Raw genomic sequence first — 22,759 nt, forward strand, 5'->3', positions numbered from 1 at the left:
CCCCTTCCCCTCTGCGCTGCCGGTCAGTCCCGGCAGCGCAGGGTGGCGAACGCGGCCAGCAGCATGACGGCGCCGGCAAAGGCCATGGTCCAGATCGGTTCGGTCGGGAAGAAATGGCGCATGATCGTGCCCATCACCGTCGCCACCAGCAATTGCGGGATGACGACGAAGGCGTTGAACAGCCCCATATAGATGCCGAGCTTGGTCTGCGGCACGCTGGAGGCGAGCATCGCATAAGGCATGGCGAGGGTCGAGGCCCAGGCGATGCCAATCGCCACTTCCGACAATAGCAGCGCCTGTGCATCGCGCAGGACCAGGAAGGACAGGAAGCCGAGCGCGCCGAGCGTGAGCGCCAGCGCATGGGTCCGGGCCTGGCCGATGCGGCGGGCGAGCGGCTGGAGCAGGAAGGGCGCGGCGAAGGCGGCGACGCCATTATAGGTGGCGAACAGGATGCCGACCCAATTGCCCCCTTCATTATAGGCGGCGCTGGTCGGGTCGGCCGATCCGAACATATATTGGGCGACCACCGGCGTGGTGTAGATCCACATGATGAACAGCGCCGACCAGGTGAAGAACTGGACCAGCGCCAGCTTCTTCATCATCGCCGGCATGGTCGCGAAATTGCCGACCACATGGCTGAGCAGATTGTCGGTCCGACCCTGCGCATGAAGGGCCCGCGCGACGATGCGGGCGATGCCATAGGCAGCAAGCAGCCCGCCCAGCAGATACAGCTCCTTTTCCAGCGCCCAGCCCCAGACAGCGGCGATGATGGCGAGGCCAGCGACGATCCAGAGCGGACCACCGGCGGGGACCGGCGCCGCCGCCTCCTGGCTTGCCGCGTCGCTGGCCTGGGCAAAGCTGGCCATCTGATCGGGCGAATATTCGCGGGTGGTGAGCACGGTCCAGAGCACGGCGAGGAACAGCGCGGCGCCGCCGATATAGAAGCTGATGCGCACCGTGTCGGGGATCATGCCGGCGGGCGCGACATTGGAGACGCCCATCTGGTCGAGCAGCCAGGGGGTGGAGGAGCCGATCACCGCGCCGGTGCCGATGAAGGCGGTCTGGATCGCATAGCCGGCCATATGCTGTTCCTTCGCCAGCATGTCGCCGACAAAGGCGCGGAACGGCTCCATCGAGACGTTGAGCGAGGCGTCGAGAATCCAGAGCATCAGCGCGGCGGCCATCAGGCCGGGCGCATTGGGCATGCCGAACAAAGCGAGTGCCGCAAACAGCGCACCGGCGAAGAAATAGGGCCGACGCCGGCCGAGGCGGCACCAGGTGCGATCGCTATAATGGCCGATCACCGGCTGCACCAGCAGGCCGGTCAGCGGCGCGGCGATCCACAGCAGGGCGAGATTGTCGAGATTTTCCCCCAGCGACTGGAAGATTCGCGACATGTTGGCGTTCTGCAGCGCGAAGCCGATCTGGATGCCGAAGAAGCCGAAGCTGATATTCCACAGCCCCCAGAAGCCCTGGCGCGGCCGACCGTCGGACGTCGTCGCGCCCGTTTCCAGCCCCATCTCATTCATCCCGGCCATCCCCATCCTTCACCTTAACTTCGCACATTTCCCGCACATTTTGACATTAAGTTGCGAGCGCCTGATCCTATCGGAAAGTCTGCCTTGTGCCGGGCCTTTGCAATCCGCAGCATAGAGGAGCGCCTTCTTGTAGGACAGGCCATAGCCGCTTCGTCATTGCGAACCCGACGATAGCCGGGTGAAGCAATCCACGGGATTGCCGCGGGCCTGCGGCCCTCGCAATGACGAGGTTCACTGGACTGTCACCGCTTGCGCTTGCCGCCGCTGGCGACGAAGCGGATCGCCTGGCCGCCGCCGGGCGCAAGGTCGATGGCGAGGACGTCGCCCTTCTTCACTTGTCTTTTCTCGATCACGATCGCGTGGCGTGCCTCTGTGCGATAGTCGGCGCCGGGGCCGTCGCGGTAGATTTGCGCGGTGTAGCTGCGGCCGGCATCGAGGAAGTCGAGCGTCACCTTGCTGGAACGCGCCTGTTCATCGCCGACCGCGCCCAGATACCAGTCGTCGCTGCCCTTCGCCTTGCGCGCGATGGTGACATAGTCGCCGACCTCGCCATTCAAGGCGCGGGTGTCGGACCAGTCGGTCGGCACGTCCTTGATGAACTGGAAGGGGCCGGGATATCTGGCGTAATTTTCCGGCGTGTCGGCCGCCATCACCACCGGCGAATAGAGGACGACATAGAGGGCGAGCTGCTTGGCGATGGTCGAGTGGATGGTGCTGCCTTCCGAACCCGACAGGCTGAGCACGCCCGGCGTGAAGTCCATCGGGCCGCCCAGCAACTGGGTGAAGACCAGGTTCGCCTCATGCTCGGGCGGGTTCTTGCCGCCGACCCAGGCATTATATTCCATGCCCCGGCCGCCTTCGCGCGCGACCCAGTTGGGATAGGTGCGGCGCAGGCCCGTGTCCTTGACCGGTTCATGGCTGTCGATACTGACATGATATTTGGCGGCGGTCTGCACGACGCGCAGATAATGATTCACCATCCACTGGCCTTCATGCCATTCGCGATGCTTCGCGCCATCGGCGTCGACCCGCTCGATCTGGCCGGCGTCGGTGACATAGCCGGTCTTCACCACCTGCTCGCCATGGTCGGCCGCCCATTTGAAGGCGGTGTCGAGTTGGCCGTCATAATGGCTGGCCGATCCGCCGGTTTCATGATGGCCGATCAGGGTGACGCCCTTGGATTTCGCATAGGCGGCCAGGCCGTCTGCGTCGAAATCCTCGGTCGGCTGCGAGAAGTTCATATCCTTGCCATTGCCGAACCAGTTGCCGTCCCAGCCGACATTCCAGCCCTCGACCAGCACGGCGGGGATGCCGCTGGCAGCAGCGAAATCGATATAGCGGCGGACATTGGCGGTGGTGGCGCCATGTTTGGGGCCGCGCGCCCAGCTCCATTCGCCCTTGATCATGTTCCACCAGACGCCGACGAACTTGCCCGGCTTGATCCACGAAACATCGCCGAGCTTGTTGGGCTCGTTCAAGTTCAGGATCATGTGGTTCATGTAGAGGCCGGCGGCATCGTCGGCGACGGCGATGGTGCGCCAGGGGGTGGAGAAGCCGGCGTCGCGCGACACCTTGGGCGCGCCTGCCCCCGGCGTCAGATCGGCGCGGAACGTGTTGCCCTCGGCACGGGCGAGATTCATGCCCGCATAATCGACCAGCGCGGCTTCATGCAGGGCGACATGGGTGCCGTCGGCCAGCTTGACCGTCATCACCGTCTGGGCGGTGCCGACCGCGTCGAGCGGGGTGCGGTTGTAGAGATATTCCTCGCGATTCCACTCATAGGCGGGCTTCCACCAGGCCGTGCCCCCTTGCGCGAAGGCGAACTGGGTCAGTTCCTCGGCAATGTTGGCGTGATGGAGATTGGCCTGGTCAGGCAAGGTATAGCGGAAGGCGACGCCGTCATCGAACAGGCGGAAGGTCACATCCATCTCGCGCTGGAGATCGCCCTTCTCCCGGAAGACCAGCTTCAGCTCATTATGATGGTCGCGGATCCTGGTCCATTCGCCCCAGGGCTGGGTCCAGCTCGTGTCGCTGCTCGCCTGCCTGGCATCGGCCAGCGTCAGGTTGCGCTCGATCTTCGGCGCGTCGGTGAACATGAAGCCCAAACGGCTGTCGGCGATCAGCGGCTTGCCATTGCGCTGCACGGCGTAGCTGGGGCGCCCCTCGCCATCGAGGCTGATGGTGAGGATGATATGGCCATCGGGCGAGGCGGCCCTGGCCACCACATCGGCGCGCGCGGCGGTGGGCGCGAGCGCCAGGGCAATGAGCGGGAGGGCGAGCGCGGTCAGTCGCGTCATGGAAGAATCCTTGTCTTTCGGCGCGTCATTGCGAGCGCAGCGAAGCAATCCATGGGCAGTCCATTTGGATTGCTTCGCTACGCTCGCAATGACGAGGGAGAATGTCATTCTGAATGGTCAAAGGCGGCGACGAGGCCGGATGCGGGGGCGAAATTCCAGTCGGCGATGCTGCCGGTCGACAGTTCGACCTGCCAGCGGTCCGCATCGGCCGGGCGCCAGGCGACGGGGCTGGTGCCGAGGTTGAAGACGCAGAGGCGCTGGTGCCCGTCCTGCGTCCGTTCAAAGGCGAGCAGATCGTCCGGCGTATCGAGAAAGGTGATCGTGCCGCTGCGCAGCGCCGGGGTGGCGTTGCGCAGGGCCAGCACCTCGCGCGTCCAGTGGAGCAGCGAGACGGGGTCGGCTTCCTGCACATCGACGGCGAGCGGGCGATGCGCCTCCCCCACCGGCAGCCAGGGCCTGGCGTCGGAGAAGCCGAGCCAGGGCGCCGCGCCGGTCCAGGGCATGGGCGTGCGGGCGCCGTCGCGCGACAGGGTCAGCGGCCAGTTGGCGATCGCTTCGGGATCCTGCAGATCCTCGAACGCGATATCGACCTGCGGCAGGCCCAGTTCCTCGCCATAATAGAGGAAGATATTGCCGCGCAGGCAGGCGAGCAGCAGCATCTTCATCCGGCAATAGGCATGGGCGTCGATGTCGCCGGCCCAGCGCGAGACGGCGCGCGGCGCGTCATGATTTTCGAACGCCCAGCTGGGCCAGCCAATCCCCTGCTCCGCCGGCCAGCGCGACAGCGCGTCTTTCAGGAACGGCGCGGTCAATTTGGGGGCGTAGAGGAAGTCGAAGCCATAGGCGGTGTTGAGGCGATGATCGCCCTGGGTGAAGGCCTTCATCTCCGCATCGCTGTCATCCCCGCCGACTTCGGCGACGGTGAAGCGATCGGGATATTCGTCGAACACCGAACGCACCTTTTCCAGGAACAGTGGAATGTCCGGGTGGCTCTGGCTGTAGCGCTTGATCTGGAAATCATAGGGGCGCGTGCGGATGCGGCCGTCTTCGGGCGCGGGCGGATTGTCGCGCAGTTGCGGGTCGGGCATCGAATGGTTGATCGCATCGATACGGAAGCCATCGACGCCGCGATCGAGCCAGAAGCGCACGATATCCAGCACCGCCGCCTGCACCTTTCCATTGTGCAGGTTGATCTGTGGCTGCTCCTTCAGGAAATTGTGCATATAATATTGGCCGCGCCGCGCGTCCCAGGTCCAGGCCGGGCCGCCAAACACCGACTGCCAGTTGTTGGGCGGCGTGCCGTCGGGCTTCGCATCGGCCCAGACATACCAGTCGGCATGGTCGTTCTGGCGGCTGGAACGGCTTTCGATGAACCAGGGATGTTCGTCGGAGGTATGGGCCCAGACCTGATCGACGATGATGCGCAGGCCGAGGTCATGGGCACGGGCGATCAGCGCGTCGAAATCGGCGAGCGTGCCGAAGATCGGATCGACATCGCAATAATCCGACACGTCATAGCCGAAATCGCGCATCGGGCTCTTGAAGAAGGGCGAGAGCCAGATGGCGTCGACGCCGAGCGAGGCGACATAGGGAAGATGGGCGGTGATGCCGGCCAGATCGCCGATACCGTCGCCATTGGAGTCGGCGAAGCTGCGCGGGTAGATCTGGTAGATGGTGGCGCCGCGCCACCAGGGAGCCATATCGGTCAGTGCGTCGGTCATTGCGGATTAGCGCTCCGTACAGCGCAGACGCTGTAGCCAAGGGGAGGAAGGTCGAGGGCGAGGCTGCCGGGCGCGGACGCGCGCGGGGCACAGGCCGCGCCGGCAAGGGTATCGAAAGCGGTGGAGGCAGCGCCCACCTGAACCTGCGCCCTGATCGGCGCGGTCGATGTGTTGAAGGCGATCAGATATTCCGCGCCCGTGTCGGGATCGAAGCGGGAGACGGCGAACAGGCCCGGCTCGTCGCCGCGCGCGCGGATCGTCTCGCTGCCCCGGCGCAGCGCGGCATGGCTGGTGCGCAGGCGGGCGAGCGCCGCGATCTCGCGATAGAGCGGATGGGCGGGGTCGAAGCGCGGGGTGGCGGTGGTCGCATCGCTGCCGAGCAGGCGATTGTCGTTATAGCTCGCCACCTGGCTGCCGAACATATCCTCGCGCGCGTCCTGATCGCCGCCATCGCCGACGAAACCCTGTTCATCGCCATAATAGATGGTCGGCACGCCGCGCAGCGTCAGCAGCATGGCGTTGGCGAGCATCACCCGGCGCAGCACCTCATCCTCGCCAGCCTGCGGGAAGGCGCGGCGGACGAAGGTGGCGAAACGGCCGGCGTCATGATTGCTGACGAAGGTCGGCAACTGGCGCGCGGTGGCGGCGCCACCCTGATAGAGGGCGTCGCCGGTCAGCATGCGTTCCCAGGTCGCGGTCGCCGCCTTGCCCGCGACGGTTTCCAGCGCGGCCTGGCGGAAGGCGAAGTCGAGCACGGCGGGGAAGCCGCCTTCGCGGGTGTGCCAGGCGAGCGGGCCGGCATCGACCGTCTCGACATAGACTTCGCCGAAGACATGGAAATTGGGGATGCCGCGCGCTTTGGCCCGCGCCTGCATGGCGGGGACGAACTGCTGCCAGAAATGCGGGTCGACATGGCGGGCGGTGTCGATGCGAAAGCCGTCAATGCCGAAGCGGTCGATCCAGCCGCCGAAAATGTCGATCATGCCGGCGATCACGCGCGGATGTTCGGTCATCAGATCGTCGAGCCCGGCAAAATCGCCCATGGTCGCGCTCTCGCCCGAATAGGTCGTCTCGCCGCGATTATGATAATAGCGCACATCGTTGAGCCAGGCCGGGCTCTTCACCGCCTGTTCGCCCTTCGGCACGAAGGGGGTATAGGCATAGGCCGGGTCGGTGAGCTTGCCGAAATTGGCGGCGCTATGATCGGCGTCGCCGGCAAAGCCCGGATTGATCGCCGGGCCGGCCACGCCGCCGCGCCGCTGATAGGGATAGTCGGCGCGCGAGCGATAGGGACAGGGCCGGTCGGCGCATTCGCGATATTGGATCACGTCGGCCGTATGGTTGGCGATGATGTCCATATAGACCTTCATCCCCCGGCCATGGGCGGCCTTCACCAGCGCGGCAAAATCCGCGTCGGTGCCGAAATGCGGATCGACATGCTCGAAATCGGTGATCCAGTAACCGTGATAGCCGGCGCTTTCCTGCCCCTTGGGGCCCTGCACCGGCTTGTTGCGGAAGATCGGCCCGGCCCAGATGGCGGTAGCGCCCAACCCCTGAATATAATCGAGCCGGCGGATCAGCCCCTGGATGTCGCCGCCATGGTAGAAGCCCTTGGACGCGGGATCATAGCCGGTCTGGAGCCGGTCGCCCTTGAGGCCGCCCTTGTCATTGGCGGAGTCGGCATTGTCGAACCGGTCGGGCAGGACGAAATAGATGACTTCATCTTCGGGCAGGCGGGCGCGAAAGCCGTCATCCTGTGCCATGGCCGGAGCGGGAAGCGCGCAGAGCGCAGCCAGCAGCATTGCCGTTCGTCCGCGCATGGCCTTCATCCCTCCCATTGCCGCTTGTGCCCGATTGCCGCGGCTTGGCCCCTTCTTAGTCGGCGGGGACAGGGCGGGCCAAGGGAGCGGCATACGTATTCAGACCGGTTTCAAACCCTTCTATTCCCAATGGAGACTCGCTGGCGTAGGGTCGCGCCATGGCCGCCAACGACAAAGTGACATCCTTCGACATCGCCACGCTGGCCGGCGTGTCCCAGCCGACCGTGTCGCGCGCGCTGCGCGGCGACAAGACGGTGAGCGAAGCGACGCGGCTGCGGGTCGAGGCGATCGCCCGGCAGCTCAACTATACGGTGGACAAGAATGCCTCGTCGCTGCGGCGGGGCAAGAGCAATACGCTGGCCCTGCTGTTCTTCGAGGATCTGCTGCCCGACGAAAGCTGGATCAACCCCTTCTTCCTGTCGATGCTGGGGCCGATCCTGCAGACCTGCGCCAAGCGCGGCTATGACCTGCTGACCAGTTTCCAGCAGCTGTCGACCGACTGGCATGTCGATTATGAGGATAGCCGCAAGGCCGACGGCATCATCCTTCTGGGCTATGGCGACTATGAAATCTATCGCACCCGGCTGGAGCAACTGGTGGCGCAGGGCACGCATTTCGTGCGCTGGGGGTCGGTCGACCGGCATGCGCTGGGGATGACGATCGGCTGCGACAACCGGCGCGGCGGGCGCGACGCGGGCGCCCACCTGATCGCGCGCGGATGCAGCCGGATCGCCTTTCTCGGTGACGCCTCGAGCCATTATCCCGAATTTCGCGACCGTTATGCCGGCCTGTCCGACGTGCTGCGCGAGGCCGGCCATGCGGTCGACCCCGGCCTGCATGTCGATGCGCTGTCGACCGAGCAGTCGGGTTATGAGGCGGCGAGCCGCCTGATCGCGCGCGGCGTGACATTCGACGCGATCTTTGCCGGGTCCGACCTGATCGCGATCGGCGCGATGCGGGCGCTGGACGAACATGGGCTGTCGGTGCCCGGCGACGTCGCCCTGATCGGCTTCGACGATATCCCCGCCGCCAGCCTGACGCGACAGCCGCTGACCACCGTGGCGCAGGATTATCTCCACGCGGGCGAGGTGCTGGTCGATGCGCTGATCGGCCAGATCGACCGCAAGCCGGTGACGCCGACGCTGCTGGCGCCGCGACTGATCACGCGGATGACGGCTTAGGGACAATCGACATTCAGCCCTGACGGCCTGCAAATGGCGGTTCTCCGCGCTTCCGGTGCTCACGTACTTTGAGTACGCTGCGCTCCGGGTCACGGAAAACCACCATTTTCGTCACGTCATCATCTGAATGTCGATCGCCCCTAGAGGATTGCCCAAGCCCCGCCCAGATTCGTCATCCCAGCGGAAGCTGGGATCTCTCTTTTCTTGGGCGCAAACAAGGCAGTGGGATGCCAGCCTTCGCTGGCATGACGAGCGAGGAGCGACACGCGCCTCCCCCTTCCCTCCAAAGAAAAACGGACCGCCCTCCCCTCTAAGGGGTGGCGGTCCGGGGAGGGGGATTACCCGCGTGCAGTCGGGCAATCCGGGGAGGAATTTCAGGACTTGCCCGACCGGCGCAAAGGCCGGTCAGAACTTGCCCGATCGGCCGCAGGCCGATCAGAACTTGTAGGTCAGGCCCAGATAATAATCGCGGCCGTAGCGCTGATAGTCGATGACCTGGCGCTTATCGCCATTCTGATAGGTGACGAAGGGCTGGTCGGTGAGGTTCTTGCCCTGCAGCAGGATCGACAGGCCGGTGAGCGGCCCCGACTGGAATTCATAGCCGATCTGCGCGTCGAGAATGCCCTCGGCCTTGGCGGTGCGGAAGGTCGGCGCGGCCGAGAGGCCGGCGACTTCGCCCAGGAAGGAAGAGCGATAGCGATAGGAGACGCGCGCCTGGAAACCGCTCTTTTCATAATAAGCGGTACCGCTGGCGACCCATTTGGACAGGCCCGGCAGGGTGACGACATCGGTCGGGTTGCTGCCATATTTGACTTCGCTGTGGGTGTAGGAACCGCTGGCGAAGATGCCGAAGCCGTCGAGCGTTTCGCTGAATACCTTGAACGGCAGCGAGACAGTGCCTTCCGCCCCCATGATCGTGCCCTTGCCGGTGTTGGCCGGGGCCTTCAGCAGGCCGATATAGCTGCCGTCGGCGATGATCTGGTTGCGGATGTCGGCAGGCAGCGAGGCCAGCACGTCCGAGAAATCATAGGCGATATTGTTGTTGGGATCGACGAAGTCGGTCAGATTCTTGAAATAGCCCGCGAGCGAGACATAGCCGCCGCCCGGAAAATATTTCTCGATCGACAGGTCGATATTGGTCGACTGATAGGGACGCAGCGCGATGTTGCCGCCGTTCGAGCTGAACGGGCTGTACTGCGGGTCGGAGCCAAGGCCGACATTGGCCAGGTTGAAATTATATTCCTGGTTGATCCGTTCCTGGTCCATGCGCGGACGCACCATGGTCTGGGCCGCGCCCATCTTCACGAAGAAGCCGGGCTCCAGCTCGACCGAGAATTGCGCGCTGGGCAGGAAATTGGTGAAGCTTTCCTTGCCCGAGGCCGGGACGACGGTGACGACGCCGTTGGAGAAGTTGGAGATGGTGCCGGTCGATGCCTGGCGGGTGTGGATCACCTGCACGCCGATCGCGCCCTTGAGCGGCTTGCCGCCCAGATCGCCGTCCAGCGTCATCTTGGCATAGCCGGTGAAGACATCTTCCTTCACGACATTGTCGCGCACCAGCGAGGACGGCCGGTTGTCATACACGGCATCCAGAACATTGTTGTAGAGATAGAGCGGGTCGAGCGTCAGCATCGCCGGCACGCCCAGATAGTCGAGCGAGACATTCTTGCCGAGCAGCGCTTCCTGCGGCACCGGCGCAGAGCCGGGCGTGCCATTGGCGATGGTGCAATCCGTGCCGCCGGTGGGGCAGAGGAAATAGCTGGTATAGGCGCTGGTCTTCTTGCGCCGGCTGTAATTGCCGCCGACTTCCCAGTTGCTGAAGATGCTGCCCGAAATGTCGCCGACCAGGTTGGCGCGGAACGACTTCATGTCGTCGATGAACTTGGGCCGGTTGAGGAAGCCCGCCTGCACAACGGCGGTGGTGCCGTTATAGCCCCAGCCATTGGGGTCGGTCAGGCTGATGACGTTGGTGTCGGCATAGTCGAGCGTCGGCACGATACTGAACAGGCCGTTCGACTGGCGCTCGACGCGCACCGTGTCGGACACGCCCGACCGCAGATAGCCGGTGCCCGAATAGGTTTCGAGCAGGAAGTCGGTGCGCTTGGCGCGCGACCAGCTGGCGTCGACATTGAGCTTGAGACGATCGTTCAGGCGGATGTCGTTGTTCCAGCCGAGCGAGATGGTGTCGGCCTTGCGCTTGTTATAGTCGTTGCGCTGGACGCCATAGACGTTGGAGAAGGTGGCGCCGGTGACGAAGCCATTTTCGACCGTCACATCGCTGACGCCAACGTCGGTGCCCCAGACGAGCGGGAATTCGATGCCGCGCAGGCGCTGCACCTCCTCGAAATGCGAGGCGAGGACATCGAAGGTCGAGTGGAAATTGTCGCTCGGCTGCCATTCCAGCGTGCCGACCATGCCGTAGCGCTTGAGCAGGTTCGACTGCACATAGGGCTTGGCGCCGCCGATGATCAGATTGCCGTCGGCATCGGTGGGATAGCCCCAGGCGTTGAAGCGCTCATTCTGCGACGGGGTCTGCGAGGCGGCGAAGCCCAGCGACAGGCCCAGCGTGTCGTCGGCGAACTGATCGACATAGGTGGCCGAGGCGCGATAGCCATAGCGTTCGCCATCGGGATTGAGCTTGTCCATGCCGTTCATCTGGCCGCGCAGCGACACGGCGAGGATGCGGTCATTCTTGTCGAGCGGACGCAGCATGCGCAGGTCGACCGTGCCGGAAATGCCGGCGGCGATCAGCGCGGCGTCGGCGCTCTTGTAGACATTGACGTTCTGGAAGAATTCCGAGGGATATTGGTCATATTCGACGCCCCGATTGTCGCCGACGGTGACCTGTTCGCGGCCGTTAAGCAGGGTGGTCGAGAAGTCCGGGCCAAGGCCGCGGATCGACAGGCGCTGGTCGCGCCCTTCGAGGCGCTGGGCGGTGACGCCGGGCAGGCGGGCGAGCGAGTCCGCGATCGACACGTCGGGCAGCTTGCCGACATCTTCGGCCGAGATGGAATCGACGATCAGCACGGAATCGCGCTTCACCTTGGCGGCGGAGGCGAGCGAGGCGCGGATGCCGGTGACGACGATGCCTTCGGTTTCGCCGGCGGCGGGCGCGGCGGGCGTCGCGGTTTCGGCGTCGGTCTGCGCATGGGCGACCGCGGCGAGCGAGAAGGAAGCCCCTGCCAGCAGCGCAGCGCGCAGGACGGTATGACGGAATTGATGCATGACAGTGATCCTCCCCAGGACGCATCTTGAGCGTTTCTTGCCGACATGTGTCGGTCTGGTTCAAATAGCGCCGCCCCCGTCCCTCTGCACAGATTCCAGCATACGTATTCAGCCATATTCACGACATGGCCGGTTACCGTAGCGGAAATGGCCGAAATAGCGGGTTCAGCCGTGTGATAGGACCGATGGCATGGGCGCAGCCGCCGACAAAAATATGCGGCTGATGCTTGAAAGCCACGCGCACTTTCCTAGATTGGTCCTGTCACTCTTCCCCCCCTTTGGAGTGACACCTCCCTGAACCTGGCCCCGTCGTCGAGCTTGCTCCGGCGGGGTTTTCTTTTGCCCGCCAGATCGGGGCAGGATGCGGGTCAGGATGCGGGCAGGAAGCCGGCGCGTTGCAGCCGGGCGACCGAATCGCGCGCGACGGGGACGCTGAGCCCGCCATCGAGGGTGATGAGCCAGCTGCGCCCGGCGGGATCGCAGCGCAGGATGGCGCGATGGGCGATCCACCAGCTGCGATGCACCTGCGCGCCGGCCACCCCCTCCATCTCCGCAATCGCGTCGCGCAGCCGCATCAGCAGCAATTCGCTGCCGCCCGCGCCATGGACGCGGACATAATGATCCTCGCTCTGCAGCGCCAGGATCGGCCCGGCAAATCCGGCCGACAGGCGATGGCGCAGGGCGGGCTCGGCCGGGGATGTGGCGGCGGCGCCTTCGGGGTGCGGGGCATCGGCGGGCGGGGGCAGGATACCTCGCTGGGCCAGCCGCCGGTCGGTCTGTTCGGCCCAGTGGGTGACGACCAGCACGGTGAGCGCGCAGAGGAAGGAAAAGGGCAGCAGGCCGGTAAAGCCGTCCAGATCGCGAAAGGCGGTGCGGCCGACATTGCGCCAGAGGAATGCCAGCGGCACGACGCACAGCGACACGCCGGAAAACACGGTGATCGACACCGACAGGTCGATCCGCAGCGCTAGCCGGCGCAGCAGCCAGATCGCCGGCCGGACGAGGATATAGGCGCCCATCAGCAGCAGCCACCAATGGCCGATCCGCCCCGGCAGACCGTCGCGCATATAGGTGCCGAACGGCCCCATGAAGCCGATGATGCCAGCCAGCAGCAGCATCGCCCATAGCTCCAGCAAGATGCGTCGGTTGAAAATCGGCTATTCCCCTCTCCGCCCCGCCTGTCGCCCTGCCCGTTCGCGAAGCGCCGGCTGGAAAATGCCCGGTTTTGCGGGACATTGGCAAGCCCTCTTTCCGCGTAACGGATTGGCGCTTGCCGGCCGGCGGGCAGGTGCCATCAGCAGAGCGGACGGCCGCCCGCTGCCCCTTGACCTAGGCCGCGATGAGGAGAGAATTTGGTGACCAAGCCCCCTTCCCGCCGGCTGCCTATGTTGGCCATGCTGCCCATCCTGATCGGCGGACTGGCGCTGGATGGCGGACCGACCCTGGCCCGGCCTGGGGCGAATGGCGCGCTGTTCGGCCAGCCGGTGATCCGCACCCTGACATTGCCGGCCGACATGCGGCCGCAAAGCGCCACCTACACGCCGTCGGGCCGGATATTGCTGACCTATGCCCGGCCCGGCGAGAGCGATCCGCGGCAGATCAACCTCGCCATCATGGACGATGATGGCAGTCATATCCGACAGATCTTCAGTGGAACGATTCCCGCCCGGCCGAAGGATAATGGCATCCGCTACATGGTGTTTGCCGACAATAAGCGCATCTTCCTGGGCGATTTCGTGATCGAATGCCCGACCAGCCTGGACGATTGCACGCAGGCGCAACTGGTGCCGGTCACCTATCCGCCGCAGGTGGCCGATGGCGCGCATATCTGGCATCGCTGGTCGGAAATGGTGGTGGCGCCGGACAATCGCCATATCGCCTGGACGACCTTGCTCGCCAATTACTCCGCCGCGGTGCTGACCGGCGAACTGACGCGCGGCCCGGACGGCTATGTCGTCACCCGGCCGCAGATCATCAGCAGCAACGATCCCTTCCGCCCCGATCCGGCCCATGCCGATGGCGTCATCCCGGCGCCGATCCGCGGCGGCGAGGTGAAGCAGTTCGTCCATGGCGGCAGCGCCCTGTCGCTGGTCGGCGCGGTGAAGCGCGACCTGCCCGATTCGGTGGTGATGGACCTGGCAAGCGGCAAGGTGACGCCGATCACCGATACGCCCGGCTATACCGAGACGACGATCTTCTCGCCCGACGAGCGGCTGGGCATGGTGATGACCACCCGCTTTTCGCAGACCGACCCGGCGATATTGGGGCTGATGCCCCGCCCCTATCCCGACAGCCTGAACATGGGGCTGAGCATGTTCGCCTATACCTATGCCGTCACCGGCGTGCGCACGGCACGGCCGGGCAATGTCGGGCCGGCGCTGATCGACATCGCCCGATCCCAGCGCGAGGACGGCTATCAGGGCGCGAACCTCAGTAGCCAGGCCGACTGGGTATTTCATTCGCCCATGTCCTGGCATCCCGACAGCCGCCGGGCGACCTGGATCGAGGGGCTGCGCGGCAGCGAGAGCAAGCGGGTCCAGATCGTCACCCTGCCCGGATACAAGGCCGGGCCGGCGGTCGCCCCGCATGCCGTGCCCGACAGCCTGCCCTATGGCGATAGCGACCTGTCCACCCTGTCGGCGCTGGCGGGCAAGAGCCAGAATATCGACGTGAAGGTCTATGGCCGGCGGTCGGGGCATATTCTCTATCGGCGCACGAGCGGCGCCATCGAGAAAATCTATGTCGATTTCAGCGACGACGGAAAGCAGGTCTATAGCGGGCGCGAGACGACGCAGATCAACATGCGCGGCGAGTCCAGCTACGAAGCGGACATCCGCCTGACCGGTCCCCGGCCCGGCATCATGAAGCTGCAGATGACGTTCGGACCGCTGGGCGGCCCCAAGCCTGCCGCGATCGACTTCATGCCCCAAGCCGATGGCCAGCCGCGCAGCCGGGGCTTTGCCGAATATGGCGGCCAGCGCCTGAGCGTGGACCGGCTGGCGCCGTGAAGAGCGGCCGGACGATCAGGCCATGGCGCTGATCGTCCGGCGGAAGCGGGTGAGTGCGATCAGGAAGAAGGCGATGCCGATCGCGGCGGTGGCGGCGAATTGCGGCCAGACGACGCCTATGCCGGCGCCCCGGAACAGGATCGCCTGACCCAGTTCGACGAAATGGGTGGTCGGCGCGAACAGCATCACATCCTGCACCAGCTTGGGCATGGATTCGCGCGGGGTGGTGCCGCCCGACAGCATCTGCAGCGGCAGCAGGACAAGGATCATCAGCATGCCGAATTGCGGCATGTTGCGTGCCAGCGTCGCGAGGAAAATGCCCATCGAGGTTGTGGAGAACAGCACCAGCGCAGCGCCCGCGAAGAAGAGCGCCAGCGATCCGGCGACGGGCACGTGCATCAACCCCTGCACCACCAGATTGATCGACAGGGACGAGGCGAGCAGCACGACCAGCCCCATCGACCAGACCTTTGACAGCATGATCTCGAACGGGGTGACCGGCATCACCAGCAGATGCTCGATCGTGCCATGTTCCCGCTCGCGGATCAGCGCCGCGCCGGTCAGGATGATCGACAGCATTGCGATCTGGTTGATGATCTGTGCCAGGGCGCCGAACCAGGTATGGTTGAGCGTCGGGTTGAAGCGCGCCCGCACCGCCAGGTCGACCTTGGGCACGCTGTTGGCGCGATAGCGGTTGACGAATTCATTCACTTCGGCGGTTGCGATCTGCTGCACATAGCTGCTGCCCGAGAAAGCCTGGCTCATGCGCGTGGCGTCGGTGTTGAGCTGGATTTCCGCCGAACGCCCCGCCAGCACGTCGCGCTGGAAGCCATGGGGTATGTGGAGGACGAAGGTGAAGTCGCCCGCGTCCATGCCCGGATCGATCTGCGCCGGCGCAATCATCCGGGGCAGCGTGAATTGCGGCGGATAGAAAGCGGCGACGATCCGCTGCGACAGGGGCGATTCATCCTCATCGACGATTGCGATGGCTGCATTGTGCAGCGTTTCCGGCTTGGAATTGGCCGAGGTATAGACGGAGACGGTGAAGACGAACAGGATCAGCACCAGCATGATCGGGTCGCGCCACAGGCTCCACAGCTCCTTCACGCCCAGCCGGTAGATGTTGGAAATCGTCGCGAGCATCGGCGTCAGGCCTCCTGCTTCTTGAGCAGCATGATCGCGATCCCGACGATCAGCGGCGCGGAAATGGCGAGTGGCAGGAAGGAGCCGGCCAGATCCGAAAAGCCCAGCGCCTTGGCAAAGACGCCGCGGCTGATGGTGAACATGTGGCTGGCGGGATAGATGTCGCCGATGATCCGCGCGCTGCCCTCCATCGAGGAGACGGGGTCGGTCATACCGCCATAGGTGGTGGCCGGGATCATCGTGCCGATCATCGCCAGGAACATCGCGGCGATCTGGCTGCGCGTCACGGCCGAGGCGAGCAGGCCCATGCCGGTCGCAGTGACGCAATAGATGGATGCGGCGAGCAGCAAGGTCGGGAAGCTGCCCTTCACCGGCACGCCGAAGATGAAGATCGCCATCAGTACCATCAGCAGGAAGTTGACAAGCGCCAGCACGACATAGGGAAGCTGCTTGCCGAGCAGGAATTCGCTGCGGCTGACCGGCGTCACATAGAGGTTGATGATCGACCCGATCTCCTTTTCGCGCACCACCGCCAGCGCGGTCAGCATCGCCGGCAGCATCAGCAGCAGCAACGGGATGACGATCGGCACCATCGCCGGCAGGCTCTGCACATCGGGATTGTAGCGATAGCGGTTCTCGATCGAGAAGCTGCTGCCGACCGCGCTGCCGCGCGCGGCCGCCTGCTGGCTCAGCCAATGCTGGTGCAGCCCCTGGATATAGCCCTGCACCGTTTCGGCGCGCTGCGGATTGGCGCCGTCGAACCAGGCGCCGACCGTGACCTGCCGCCCGGCCGCGATATCCCGGCCAAAGCCCGGTGGAATCTCGATCACCAGCGCCAGTTCGCCATCCTTCATGCGCCGGTCGAGATCATCATAATCGCGGATCGGCGCATGTTCGACGAAATAGGAGGAGCCGGAAATGTCGAGCGCATAATTCTGGCTGAGGATGCTGTTGTCGCGGTCCAGCACGGCATAGTTCAGTTCGTTGATGTCGGTGGTCATGCCGAAACCGATCACCAGCATCAGGATCAGCGAGCCGATCAGCGCGAGCGTCGCACGGACCGGATCGCGTTGCAGTTCCAGCGTCTCGCGCCAGGCATAGGTAAGCGCGCGTTGCGGGCTGAAGCCGCGCCTGATCGTGCCATGTTCCGCCTGCGCCATGTCCTTGAGCGCGCTTTCCTCGTCGGGCGGGCGGGTGTCGCCGCCGGCATCGACCAGATAGCCGATGAAGGCCTGTTCCAGATCGGGCGCGCCCCGTTTCTCGATCAGGCGCGCGGGCGCATCGCTGTCGAGCACATGGCCGGCATGCATCATCGACATGCGGTCGCAGCGCATCGCCTCGTTCATGAAATGGGTGGAGATGAAGATCGTCACCTTGTCGCGGCGCGACAGCTCCGCCAGCAATCGCCAGAAGCCGTCGCGCGCCACCGGATCGACGCCGGAGGTCGGCTCGTCCAGGATCAGCAGTTCCGGCTTGTGGACCATCGCCACCGCAAGACTGAGGCGCTGGCGGATGCCGAGCGGCAGGCTGTCGGGCAATTCCTCCATCACCGGGCCAAGATCGAACCGATCGGCCATTTCCGCGACGCGGGCGGGAATATCCTCGCGCGGGACATGGAAGAGATGGGCGTGAAATTCCAGATTCTGGCGGACGGTGAGTTCGGTGTAGAGCGAGAAGGCCTGGCTCATATAGCCGACCCGCTTGCGCGTGGACATGTCGTCCGGGTCCACTGCATTGCCGAACAGCCAGGCTTTGCCCTCGGTCGCGGGCAAGAGGCCGGTCAGCATCTTCATGGTGGTCGACTTGCCGCAGCCATTGGACCCCAGGAAACCGAATATCTCGCCCCGGCGAATGCGGAAGCTGACATGATCGACCGCAGTGAAATCGCCAAAGCGCATGGTCAGGCCCTGCGCCTCGATGGCGATATCATCCTCGCTGGCTTCGAGCGGCGGGATGACGACCGGCTCGTGGCCGCGCTTCTTCTCCTCGGGCAACAGCGCGATGAAGGCCTCCTCCAGCGAACTGGTGCCGGTGCGCGCGAAAATCTCGGCCGGGGTGCCGATGTCGAGGATCTGCCCGTCATCCATCGCCACCAGCCAGTCGAAACGCTGCGCCTCATCCATGTAGGCGGTGGCGACGATGACGCTCATCTGCGCCTGGGTCTGCCGGATGTCGTTGATGAGATCCCAGAATTGGGCGCGGGCCAGCGGATCGACGCCGGTGGTCGGCTCGTCCAGGATCAACAGGTCGGGATCATGGATCAGCGCGCAGCACAGGCCGAGCTTCTGCTTCATGCCGCCCGACAGCTTGCCCGCCGGCCGGGCAAGGAACGGGTCAAGGCCGGTCGCGCGGGTGAGCGCATCGATCCGCCGTCGCCGCTCCGCCCCGTCATGGCCGAACAGGCGGCCGAAAAACTGCAGATTCTCCTCGACCGACAGGGTGGGATAGAGATTCTTGCCCAGTCCCTGCGGCATATAGGCGATGCGCGGGCAGACATCGCTGCGATGGCGCTTGTCGCGCATGTCGCCGCCCAGCACATGGACATCGCCATCCTGGATGACATGGGCACCGGCGACGAGGGAGAGCAGGCTGGACTTGCCCACGCCATCGGGGCCGATCAGGCCGATCATCCGCCCGCCCGGTATGTCGAGATCGATGCCGCGCAGCGCCTGCGTCTTGCCATAATGGAGACGGACGCCGGACAGGCGGACGACCGGATCGACCGTCGGCGCGCCGATGGGGTCGGGCTGATTCACTGGACCGCCCGCGATCCTTCGGGAAGGGCGCGGACCGCAAGCGAGGCGGGCCAGGCAACGCCCGGATCGATCCGGACATAGGCCATGCCGGGCAGGCCGGTCTTCACCTGGGCGATATGCTTGCGCAGCAGCGCCGGATCGATCCGGGCCTTGACCCGGAACATCATCTTCTCGCGCTCGCTCTGGGTTTCCACCGTCTTGGGTGTGAACTGGGCGACGTCGGCGACGAAGCTGATCCGTGCCGGGATCGGATAGTCGGGAATGGCATCGAGCACGATCCGCGCCTCGCTGCCGATGGCGACACGGCCGGCGGCGGTGGCGGGCAGGAAGAAGCTGATCGTCACGTCGGACAGGTCGACCAGGCTCAGCACCCGGCCACCGGCCGTCACCACCTCGCCGGGCTGGGCGACGCGATACTGGACGCGGCCGTCGCGTGGCGCGCGCAGACTGCTGTCGTTGATGTCCGCCTCGATCCGCTGGATGGTGGCGCGGCCGGCCTCCACGCGCGATCGCGATCCGATCACCTGGTTGCGGGCATTGGTGATGGCGACCTCGGCCGAGGCGAGCTGGGCACGGGCTGCCTCCACGGCAGCGGCGGCGCCTTCGGTCTGGGCGGCGTCGTCATCGCGTTCCTGCACCGCGGTCGCGCCTTCGCGGGCCAGGGTTTCAGACCGGGCAAGGCGCTTGCGCGAGGCGTTGAGTTCGGCGATGCGCTGGCGCACCACGGCCTGGGCGGCGGCCTTCTCGCTCTCGCGCTGGGCGACCTGGGTCTGGGCGACGAGGACGGCATTCTGCGCCTCGGCCAGTTGCGCGACGGCCTCGGTCCGCTGTGCGTCCAGCACGTCGACATCCATATGGGCAACGATCTCGCCGGCCTTCACCAGCTGCCCTTCATCCGCGACGATATCCTTGATCCGTCCGGCAGACTTGGAGGCGACGTCGATCTCGGTCGCTTCCAGCCGGCCATTGCCGCCGACAATGCCTTCGGGCAGGCCGGCCGGCTTCAGCAACGTCCAGAGCAGGAAGGCGATGCCGGCCACCGCCGCCACGATCAGCCCCCTGACGATCCAGCGCTTGTTCATGCTCATGGTTCCCCCTGGTTCCCGGACGGGGCGGCCGCGATGCCGCGATTGACCACAAAGCCGCCGCCCAGGGCGGCATAGAGGCTGACGATGCTGGAGAGTTCTCCCCGGCGAAGCTGGACCAGCGCCTGTTCCGCATCGAACAGGTCGCGCTGGGCATCGAGCACTTCGAGATAGGTGGAGCGGCCATTGTCGAACCGCAACTGGGCGAGGCGCGCCCGTTCCCGCTGGGCATCGACCAGCTGGCGCGTGGTGCCGATCTGCAAGGCGATCTGGCGCCGCCGGACCAGCGCGTCGGACACGTCGCGAAAGGCCGACTGGATCGTCTTTTCATAAGTAGCGACGGCCTCGTCCCGGCGCGCCTGCGCCACGTCCAGATTGCCCTTCAGCCGGCCGGCGTTGAACAGGGGCAGTCGGATCGTCGGCGAAAAGCTCCACACCTCGCTATTGCCGCCGAACAGCCCGTCGAGGTCCGGGCTGGTCGTGCCATAGGCGCCGGTCAGGCTGATATTGGGGAAGAAGGCGGCGCGGGCGGCACCGATATTGGCATTGGCGGCGCGCAGCTGATACTCGGCGGCGACGATGTCCGGCCGGTTGGTGAGCAGTTCGGACGGCAGGCCGGCGGGCACCTGATAATCGCCGCCCGGTCCGGCCAGCCGCAGCGATCCGGGCGCGATCTCCACCGGCTGGCCGACCAGCAGCGCCAGCGCGTTGCGATTGACCGCGCGGTCGAGGTTCAGCACATGCATGGTGGTGTCCGCCTGCGCCAGCAGCACCTGGGACTGGGCCAGGTCCAGCTTCGACCCCGACCCCACCTCATAGCGGCGGCGCATGATGCGCAGCGTTTCCTGCCGGGTGGTGATCGACTGCTGGGTAAGGGCGGCGCGCTCCTCATATTCGCGCTCCAGCAGATAGCCGAGCGCCACCTGCGCGATCAGGTCGGTCGCGACCGCCCGGCGCGATTCCTCGGACGCCAGAAACTGTTCGCGGGCGGCCTCCTTCAGATTGCGCAGCCGGCCCCAGAAATCGATTTCCCAGCTGGCGCTCAGTTGGGCGGTGATCGATTTCACGTCGACGATCTGGTCGCCGATCACCGGCAGGCTGTAGAAGGCCTGACCGCGCGTGCCCGTCGCCACCGCATCGAGCTGGGGATAGAGCGAGGCACCCTCGATCCGCCAGGCGCCGCGCGCCTGCGCCACGCGGGCGGCGGCGATGCGAATGTCGCGATTATTGGCCAGCGCCTGGGCGACCAGCCTGCGCAATTCGGGATCGGGGAAAACCTGCTCCCAGTCGCGCCCGGCCAGCGAAGTCCCGGCCGGCGTCGCTACGGCATAGCTGTCGGGCACCGGCAGGGACGGCTGAACATAATCGGGAGCAAAGGAACAACCGGTCAGGGAAAGAGCCAGAAGCATCGCCAAGGCCTCAGGGATAACCCTCCCCTTCACGCCATGACCTATCGCAAAATCGGAATTTCCAAGCGACACCAAGCACCCCTTTTCGAGCAACATGGACCCCTATTCAATCGATATAGCATCGACCGACTTCATCTATTCTCGATTTTGTGAGACATGATGCTTCAGAACATCACAAGGACTCACGAATAACTTATGCCTTTAATATATTTGTGTTTATCTACCACAACCAGTATCGTCAATCGCACCTGACCTGACCGCTCGCGCCGTTGCGAGGGGCGCAACGCGACAAGGGACGCAGGATGATCCGCAACCGCCGCGCGCAACCACGACACTTGCCCGCCCCCTGGTCGAGCCTGGCATGGCTGCTGGTTGTCCTGTCGCCTTCTTTTGCGACAAGCGCCCTGGCCGGGGAACCCGTAGAAACCCTGATAGGGCGGATCGCCCTGCCCGATGACCAGAATATGGCGAGCGTGGAACTGCGCTTCCTCAACATGGGCACGGCGCCCGCCGCCATGCCGCTGCCCGACCGGGTCGAGGCGCAGGTGGAACAGGATGGCGCGGCGCGTCGGCTGTGGCTGCGCCGGGCGCCGGGCGTGCCGGAGACGGTGGAGATTGCGCCGGGCGGCTTTGCCCAGGCGCGCTATCAACTGGCGGCGAGCGACATGGCCGAGGGGGCATTGCTGTCGATCCCGGCCTGGAATTCGCCGCAGGTGGCGCTGCATGGCGAGGCGGCCGCGCGGATGGCGGCCGCTTCGCCTGTGCCTGTTCCACCACCGCCGCCGCCACCCGGAACCCCGGTGCCGCCGCCGGTCGCGCCGCCGGCCGATCGCAGCGCGGGCAATGCCTTTATCGGCAATCTGGCGCCCTATGAGCCGATCTATGCGGTCTATGGCCCCGGCACCAATACCGATGCCCGGTTGCAGCTGAGTTTCGAATATCGGTTGTTCGGATCGCGCGATGCCGCGCATTTGCCCAGTTCCTGGCGGGACGGCCTGCATTTCGCCTATACCCAGCGCATGTTCTGGGATCTGGGCGCCAACTCCATGCCCTTCCGCAACATCGATTATCAGCCCGAGCTCATCTATGTGATGCCGACCCGGATGCTGAAGAACGGCATGTCGCTGGCGCTGCAGGGCGGGCTTCGGCACGAATCCAATGGCCGGGACGGCGATGCGTCGCGCAGCATCAACAGCGTCTATGTCGCGCCGATGGCGGCCTTCTCGCTGGGCGAGGAGCGGCGGCTGCTGGTGGCACCGCGCCTGACCTTCTATGTCGGCGACAAGTCCGACAATCCCGATATCGTCCGCTATCGCGGCCATGCCGGCCTGTTCCTGCAGGTCGGCGATGATGACGGGCTGCGCCTGTCGACCAACAGCCGATTCAATTTCGGATCGGGCAAGGGCGCGATCAACGCCGACCTGTCCTATCCGCTGCCACGCCTGCTGGGCGGCGGCCCCGATCTCTATTTGTTCGCTCAGGGATTTGCCGGATATGGCGAGAACCTATTGGACTATAATCGTTCCATAACAAGATTGCGGATCGGCTTCGCGCTGGTGCGCTGACCGCCGGGTGG

At 65.1% G+C, this 22,759-nt stretch carries 13 protein-coding genes; 3 read left to right on the plus strand and 10 right to left on the minus strand.

All coding sequences use genetic code 11. The features are described from left to right. Positions 1-23 precede the first annotated feature (23 nt). From ACI6S0_RS14480 to ACI6S0_RS14495, 4 genes are all read right to left on the minus strand, one after another. A complete protein-coding gene (locus ACI6S0_RS14480) occupies positions 24-1,529 on the minus strand; it encodes an MFS transporter (RefSeq protein WP_434405953.1) in 1,506 nt (501 codons plus the stop codon). Positions 1,530-1,780: 251 nt separating this feature from the next. Then, positions 1,781-3,835, minus strand: a complete 2,055-nt coding sequence (locus ACI6S0_RS14485; RefSeq protein WP_434403480.1) for a glycoside hydrolase family 97 protein — start codon at positions 3,833-3,835, stop codon at positions 1,781-1,783. Between the two features lie 104 nt (positions 3,836-3,939). Beyond that, positions 3,940-5,556, minus strand: coding sequence for an alpha-glucosidase (locus tag ACI6S0_RS14490; protein WP_434403481.1), 1,617 nt, complete (start codon positions 5,554-5,556; stop codon positions 3,940-3,942). Next, on the minus strand, positions 5,553-7,376 hold the full coding sequence (locus ACI6S0_RS14495; protein WP_434403483.1) for an alpha-amylase family glycosyl hydrolase: 1,824 nt from the start codon (positions 7,374-7,376) through the stop codon (positions 5,553-5,555). Before ACI6S0_RS14495 ends, ACI6S0_RS14490 begins: the two co-directional genes overlap by 4 nt. A 158-nt stretch (positions 7,377-7,534) precedes the next feature. Between ACI6S0_RS14495 and ACI6S0_RS14500 the strand changes: the two genes are divergently transcribed. Further along, on the plus strand, positions 7,535-8,557 hold the full coding sequence (locus tag ACI6S0_RS14500) for a LacI family DNA-binding transcriptional regulator (protein ID WP_434403484.1): 1,023 nt from the start codon (positions 7,535-7,537) through the stop codon (positions 8,555-8,557). Positions 8,558-8,992: 435 nt separating this feature from the next. Here ACI6S0_RS14500 and ACI6S0_RS14505 read toward each other — a convergent pair whose 3' ends face one another. Both ACI6S0_RS14505 and ACI6S0_RS14510 read right to left on the minus strand, forming a co-directional pair. Continuing rightward, positions 8,993-11,782 carry a TonB-dependent receptor gene (locus ACI6S0_RS14505; RefSeq protein ID WP_434403486.1) on the minus strand — a complete coding sequence of 930 codons (2,790 nt, stop codon included), beginning with the start codon at positions 11,780-11,782 and terminating at the stop codon, positions 8,993-8,995. Between the two features lie 368 nt (positions 11,783-12,150). Next, entirely contained in the window at positions 12,151-12,900 is a 750-nt protein-coding gene (locus ACI6S0_RS14510) for a LytTR family DNA-binding domain-containing protein (protein ID WP_434403487.1), read from the minus strand. 237 nt (positions 12,901-13,137) lie between these two features. Here ACI6S0_RS14510 and ACI6S0_RS14515 point away from each other — a divergent pair, with 237 nt between their 5' ends. Further along, complete coding sequence (locus ACI6S0_RS14515) at positions 13,138-14,790, plus strand: hypothetical protein (RefSeq protein WP_434403488.1); 1,653 nt, start codon at positions 13,138-13,140, stop codon at positions 14,788-14,790. A gap of 15 nt (positions 14,791-14,805) precedes the next feature. Here the strand turns inward: ACI6S0_RS14515 and ACI6S0_RS14520 are convergent, their stop codons facing one another. Genes ACI6S0_RS14520 through ACI6S0_RS14535 form a run of 4 tightly spaced genes read right to left on the minus strand, consistent with a single transcriptional unit; the run spans position 14,806 to position 21,183 of the window. After that, on the minus strand, positions 14,806-15,933 hold the full coding sequence (locus ACI6S0_RS14520) for an ABC transporter permease (protein ID WP_434403489.1): 1,128 nt from the start codon (positions 15,931-15,933) through the stop codon (positions 14,806-14,808). A 5-nt stretch (positions 15,934-15,938) separates the two neighbouring features. Then, positions 15,939-18,689, minus strand: coding sequence for a ribosome-associated ATPase/putative transporter RbbA (rbbA, locus tag ACI6S0_RS14525; RefSeq protein ID WP_434403490.1), 2,751 nt, complete (start codon positions 18,687-18,689; stop codon positions 15,939-15,941). Beyond that, positions 18,686-19,777: an HlyD family secretion protein gene (locus tag ACI6S0_RS14530; RefSeq protein ID WP_004208404.1), complete on the minus strand. Its 1,092-nt coding sequence runs from the start codon at positions 19,775-19,777 to the stop codon at positions 18,686-18,688. The genes rbbA and ACI6S0_RS14530 overlap by 4 nt, the downstream gene beginning before the upstream one ends. Next, positions 19,774-21,183, minus strand: a complete 1,410-nt coding sequence (locus ACI6S0_RS14535; RefSeq protein ID WP_434403491.1) for an efflux transporter outer membrane subunit — start codon at positions 21,181-21,183, stop codon at positions 19,774-19,776. Before ACI6S0_RS14535 ends, ACI6S0_RS14530 begins: the two co-directional genes overlap by 4 nt. A 302-nt stretch (positions 21,184-21,485) precedes the next feature. Between ACI6S0_RS14535 and ACI6S0_RS14540 the strand changes: the two genes are divergently transcribed. Continuing rightward, the gene (locus ACI6S0_RS14540) at positions 21,486-22,748 is read left to right on the plus strand and encodes a phospholipase A (protein ID WP_434403492.1); all 1,263 of its coding nucleotides are present in this window, start codon (positions 21,486-21,488) and stop codon (positions 22,746-22,748) included. Positions 22,749-22,759 lie beyond the last annotated feature (11 nt).

This window comes from Sphingobium sp. DN12, assembly GCF_051058005.1.
Taxonomy (GTDB): domain Bacteria; phylum Pseudomonadota; class Alphaproteobacteria; order Sphingomonadales; family Sphingomonadaceae; genus Sphingobium; species Sphingobium yanoikuyae.